Annotated in this window: 6 protein-coding genes; 5 read left to right on the top strand and 1 reads right to left on the bottom strand. The window is 35.2% G+C overall.

The annotated features are described in order from the left end of the window. From WBN21_RS01680 to WBN21_RS01700, 5 genes are all read left to right on the top strand, one after another. The coding region (locus tag WBN21_RS01680; protein ID WP_424197576.1) for a YHYH protein at positions 1 to 337 on the top strand (337 nt) is incomplete at its 5' end. Continuing rightward, positions 327 to 965, top strand: a complete 639-nt coding sequence (locus tag WBN21_RS01685; RefSeq protein ID WP_424197577.1) for a hypothetical protein — start codon at positions 327 to 329, stop codon at positions 963 to 965. The genes WBN21_RS01680 and WBN21_RS01685, both read left to right, overlap by 11 nt. Beyond that, positions 958 to 1968: a YHYH protein gene (locus WBN21_RS01690; protein ID WP_424197578.1), complete on the top strand. Its 1011-nt coding sequence runs from the start codon at positions 958 to 960 to the stop codon at positions 1966 to 1968. Before WBN21_RS01685 ends, WBN21_RS01690 begins: the two co-directional genes overlap by 8 nt. A gap of 5 nt (positions 1969 to 1973) precedes the next feature. Continuing rightward, entirely contained in the window at positions 1974 to 2567 is a 594-nt protein-coding gene (locus WBN21_RS01695; protein ID WP_424197579.1) for a hypothetical protein, read from the top strand. 83 nt (positions 2568 to 2650) lie between these two features. Beyond that, entirely contained in the window at positions 2651 to 3466 is an 816-nt protein-coding gene (locus WBN21_RS01700; protein WP_424197580.1) for an N-acetylmuramoyl-L-alanine amidase, read from the top strand. 47 nt (positions 3467 to 3513) lie between these two features. Here the strand turns inward: WBN21_RS01700 and WBN21_RS01705 are convergent. After that, the coding region (locus tag WBN21_RS01705) for a YgiQ family radical SAM protein (protein ID WP_424197581.1) at positions 3514 to 5148 on the bottom strand (1635 nt) is incomplete at its 5' end.

Genomic DNA, 5148 nt, shown 5'->3' on the forward strand with positions numbered 1-5148 from the left:
AGCGCCAGTAAGCAACATTCTTGGAGCATACACCCTCGCTCCTTTTGATGATGCTGGTGGACATATTAATGTACATCAAGGCTACCACTATCATGCGGCCACTCAAGATATAGCCGATCGTCATACCGTTTCTCAAAGTGATACTCATTCTGCATTAATTGGTTATGCATTAGACGGTCATGGAATTTATGAAAGATTAGATACAAATGGTGATGAACCAACGGATTTAGATACTTGTAGAGGGCATTCCGATGATACTCGTGGCTACCACTATCATGCTGACAATCCTGGAAACAACAATTTTATTAACTGTTTAAAAGGTGCTTATGCAATTTAAATCAGCCAGACTTTTTATTCTAACTTTATTGCTTTTTGCTGCAAAACCTGCCTTAGTTTTTGGGCATAACCCATCGCTTTCTGGTACTACATTGCATCAAACAGAAGATAATAAATGGGTGCTACAAGTTAGTGCTTCGTTAACCTCATTTCAATCTGAAGTGCACAGAACATATGGAGAAGATAGTTATACTACGCCTGAAGCCTTCAACGAATTAGTTGTTAAACTTTTATCTGAAAGCATTACCGTATCTTTTAATGGTGCAGGCAATTTTAAATTAAAAGATCCTAAAGTTAGACTAGGCCATGAAACTAAAGTTGCTTTTTTAATTGATGAGGTACCGACAACAATTAACTCATTGATTGTTGAAAATAATGCCTTTAAAAGTATTTTTAAAAATGAAAGCTTATTAATTATTGCGAGAAAAGAGGGTGGAAATCAAAAATTCACACTTAATAATGATAATGACCATAAAGTCGAGTTAATTAATAATAATTCAAAATTTGAAATTATTAAGGCACAACAAAAAGCCCAAACTGAAAGTTCCTTAATGTGGGTTTTAGTAGGCGTTTCTTTACTAGGCATGATTGCTTTTGTTTTAAAAAAATATAAAAAATCTAATGTTTAAAAATATGGTCGATTTAAAATTCTATAAACTTTTGATGCTCATAACAGGAATACTTGTTTTTCAGGCATGTTCTAGTGATGATAGTAATTCTTCAGATGAAACGGAAGGTGATGATGGATCAACATATTTAATTTCTGAAGGGTTATTTAATAGCAGTTCATTAGTATCTTTTGAAACTGTAACTTCTACCTTAGAAGATGGAACAAGTGCAACGTGTTTTCAAATTACATTTTCTAGTAACCCATTAGAAAATGTTGGTCCGTTTTGCCCAACAACAATAGATGATGTTGCAGGACTGGGTTTTTATGATGGAGCCACAAATCCTGGATTGCGTGTTTGGTCTGAAGATTTATTAAATGATATTGAAGCAGATGGCTATGATATGGTTAATGATGATGGCACCGTGAATGTAGATTATTTTAACGCTGCTACAGATTCTAATCTTTCTTATTGCCTAGAAGCATCAGCCGACGATAATTTACAATTGGTTTTTACTATTCCTGCAGTTCCTAAATTAGCAAGTAGTAATAACAATATTGATGAAGTTGAAATTGTTGGCGTTTCCTTAGATGGTGTTCCAACTAATGGCGCTCCACCTTCAGCCATAAATGGTCCTGTTCAATTTACATCAAATAGCGATCAAATAAACTTCCCTTCAATAGATCCTTGTGGTGGGCATCATGATCCTTCAGGATATTACCATTGGCATTTAGTTCCGCAAGTTGCAAATAAAGTACTGATTGAAAATGGAATTACAGAAGTGTCGTGTACTAACATTACACAAACCAACAATGTGGAACTATTTGGATTTGCTAAAGACGGATTTCCAATTTATGCCTATGCTACAGAACCTGATGATTTAGATGATTGTGGAGGTAGAACGGCTGCAACAACTGAGTTTCCTGATGGAACATACCATTATGTTGCCAGTACAACTTCGGCGCCCAATATCCCAGCATGCTTAAAAGGGGTATCGGCAAGAAATTCATTTCAATTTAGATAATGAATATGAATAAATTTGTAATAGGGATTATCTTTTGGGTAATCCCTTTTATTTCATTCGCACATAATCCACTTTCTGCACGGTATTATCTTGAAACCACGCCTTCTGGTAGTGTGTTAACTATTAATTTGAGTCAATCTGGGATAAATCACTTAATGACCAAAAAGTTTGACGAAGACTTTTTCGAAAATGTAGATGAAAAAGCCTGGAAAGAATTAATAGTCAATTACATAAAGGAAAAATTCACCTTAAAAGTTGATGGTGAAAAAGTAGTTTTAGGAAAGGGCGGTATTAGATTAGGAAGTCATCAAACAGATTTAAAATTTGTATTACCTTTTATTTCAACGGAGTCTAAAGATATTTCCATTGATATACCTGCATTTAAGGAAAACGGGGAGCATCAAACTATTTTCGCCTATAATATTAACGGAAAAACAGACAAAGTCATTTTAAGTGAGCAAAACAACTATAAAGCCCACATAAACCTTACTGGTAATCCTATAAAAGCTGAAAGTACAACCAATTCTAAATGGTTAATACTACTATTTTGTGGCATCATACTATTAGCCTTAATAAAAGTATTTAAAGCTATTTTTTAGTAATTTAGAGTCTTAATTCTTGTTTTAATTCACTTTAAAAACAGAAAAAGTGGAAAAACAGGGACACTATTTAAATCTAGGCTATGAAATATTTTAAATGGGTTTTTATACTTTCGCTCCTGGTAAGTTGTTCTAAAAACATTTATCAGGTCTCTAAAACCGCCTACAAAAAACAGGCTAAAACGCTTGGTAAGAGTCTGCAAAATATTGAGCCAGATACTATTGGAAATAGAACGGTAAACGTCATAGAATCGCAAAATTTTAGTTTGCGGAAACCAAATTTTATTATCATCCATCATACCGATCAAGAAAGTTGCGAGCAAACCTACAAAACCTTTGCGCTACAACGCACTCAAGTAAGCTCGCATTATGTTATTTGCGACGATGGTACCATCACCCAAATGCTAAACGATTTGCTACGTGGTTGGCATGCCGGAAACTCAAATTGGGGAAAGGTTAGCGATATTAATAGTGTTTCAATAGGTATTGAATTAGATAATGATGGTCAAGAACCATTCTCATACGCACAAATAAATAGCTTAACTGCTTTATTGGAAGAATTAACCGAAAAATATAAAATCCCTAAGCATAATATTATTGGCCATGCCGATATTGCTCCAGGTAGAAAAGTAGACCCAAGCGCCTTATTTCCTTGGAAAGCCTTAGCCCAAAGCGGATTTGGTATGTGGTATGATGAAACCCAATTAGAAACTGTAATAATCGAAGACCATTTTGATGCTGTTAAAGCCCTAAAATTTATTGGCTATACCACCAGTAATCTTGAAAGCGCTATTTATTCATTTAAGCTTCATTTTAATCCTAATGAGCTCTCAAAAGAATTATCCGAAAAAGATAAAAAGATTTTATACTTGTTGGAAAAGGAAGTTTTGAGGGATTAGGTTAAGGAATAGGTTGTAGGTGGATTAAATCTTAATTAAAAAACAAACTACCTCCGCTTCTTCTTACTCTTAAACTTCGCCTTATTTTTCCTCTGATTAAAAGGCACCGCATCATCAAAGGTGTTTTTAGGGTCACCGCTTGGCTTATTTTTTCGCCATTTTTCTGATTTTTCAGGTAAGAGCACATCTAGTAAATCCTGTCGCCCAAGCTTATTCAACGTCTTTTTAATCCACGCCTTGTTTTCATCTTTATACCAAAAGAAAAAACGATGTTGTTCCTCTTTTTCTTTTCTGGTAATAGGCGTGTTTACTTTTTTAAGCGTGTATGGATGGTAACCACTATAATATATAACCGTAGCTACCGTCATGGGTGTTGGAGTAAACCCTTGTACTTGCTCTAACTGGAAACCCATATCTTTAGTTTCGGCAGCGAGGTTTGCCATATCTTCAACTTCACAAGCCGGATGATTCGAAATAAAATAAGGTATCAATTGTAAATTCAATCCCTTGGCAATATTAATCTTATCAAAACGCTCCTTAAACTTATGGAAGTATTTAAACGAAGGTTTCCGCATCAGCTTTAAAACGGGGTCGCTGGTATGTTCTGGAGCTACTTTTAGTCGACCAGACACGTGTTTGGTCATCACTTCTTCAGTATAATCATCCAGCTCTTTTGGGTCTGCATTTTTATTAAACTCAGGTACCAACATATCATGACGAATACCACTACCTATAAATGATTTTTTAACTTTTGGATGGCTATCAACTGCTTGATAAAGTTCCGTTAAAGGTTTGTGCGAGGTATCAAGATTACTACAAATAACTGGTGAAATACAACTTGGCGCCACACACTTATCGCAGATAGATTGTATTTTCCCTTTCATTTGATACATGTTGGCACTAGGCCCGCCAATATCAGACAAATAACCTTTAAAATCTGACATATTTGCAACCGTATCAACCTCTTTTAAAATAGATTCTTTACTACGTGATGCAATAAATTTACCCTGATGCGCAGAAATAGTACAGAAACTGCAACCCCCAAAACAACCACGATGAATGTTAATGGAAAACTTAATCATTTCAAACGCAGGTATAGGTCCGCGTTTATTGTATTTTGGATGCGGTAAACGTGTATAAGGTAAATCGAAAGACGCATCAATTTCAGCTTCGGTCATGGTTGGATAAGGCGGATTTATCATCAACGTCTTATCTCCTACTTTCTGGAATATTCGTCTTGCAGCTAGTTTGTTCGATTCTTGCTCAATTACTTTAAAATTGGAAGCATATTTTTTCTTATCCTTTAAACAGGTTTCATGCGATGCAATTTCAACATCTTCCCAATTACTATTTTTCGGAATTTTTTCGTCTTTATTTAATAATACAGCGGTTTGATTGACTGTATTTATACTGCTAAAAGGAACCCCTTTTTCTAATAATCGAATAATTTCACGAAGTGGCTGCTCTCCCATGCCGTAAACCAACAAATCCGCTTTAGAAGATTCCAAAATGGTAGGCATCAGCTTATCACTCCAATAATCATAATGGGTAACGCGACGTAACGACCCCTCAATACCACCAATTAAAACGGGTACATTTGGCCATTTTTCCTTTAAAATATTACTATAAACTGTCGATGCATAATCTGGTCTAAACCCAATATCGCCATTGGGCGTATATGC

This window comes from Algibacter sp., assembly GCF_049667265.1.
GTDB lineage: Bacteria > Bacteroidota > Bacteroidia > Flavobacteriales > Flavobacteriaceae > Algibacter_B.

Coding starts and splice junctions, on each gene's coding strand:
- WBN21_RS01685 (WP_424197577.1), top strand. CDS start 327: ATGCAATTTAAATCAGCCAGACTTTTTATTCTAACTTTATTGCTTTTT.
- WBN21_RS01690 (WP_424197578.1), top strand. CDS start 958: ATGTTTAAAAATATGGTCGATTTAAAATTCTATAAACTTTTGATGCTC.
- WBN21_RS01700 (WP_424197580.1), top strand. CDS start 2,651: ATGAAATATTTTAAATGGGTTTTTATACTTTCGCTCCTGGTAAGTTGT.
- WBN21_RS01695 (WP_424197579.1), top strand. CDS start 1,974: ATGAATAAATTTGTAATAGGGATTATCTTTTGGGTAATCCCTTTTATT.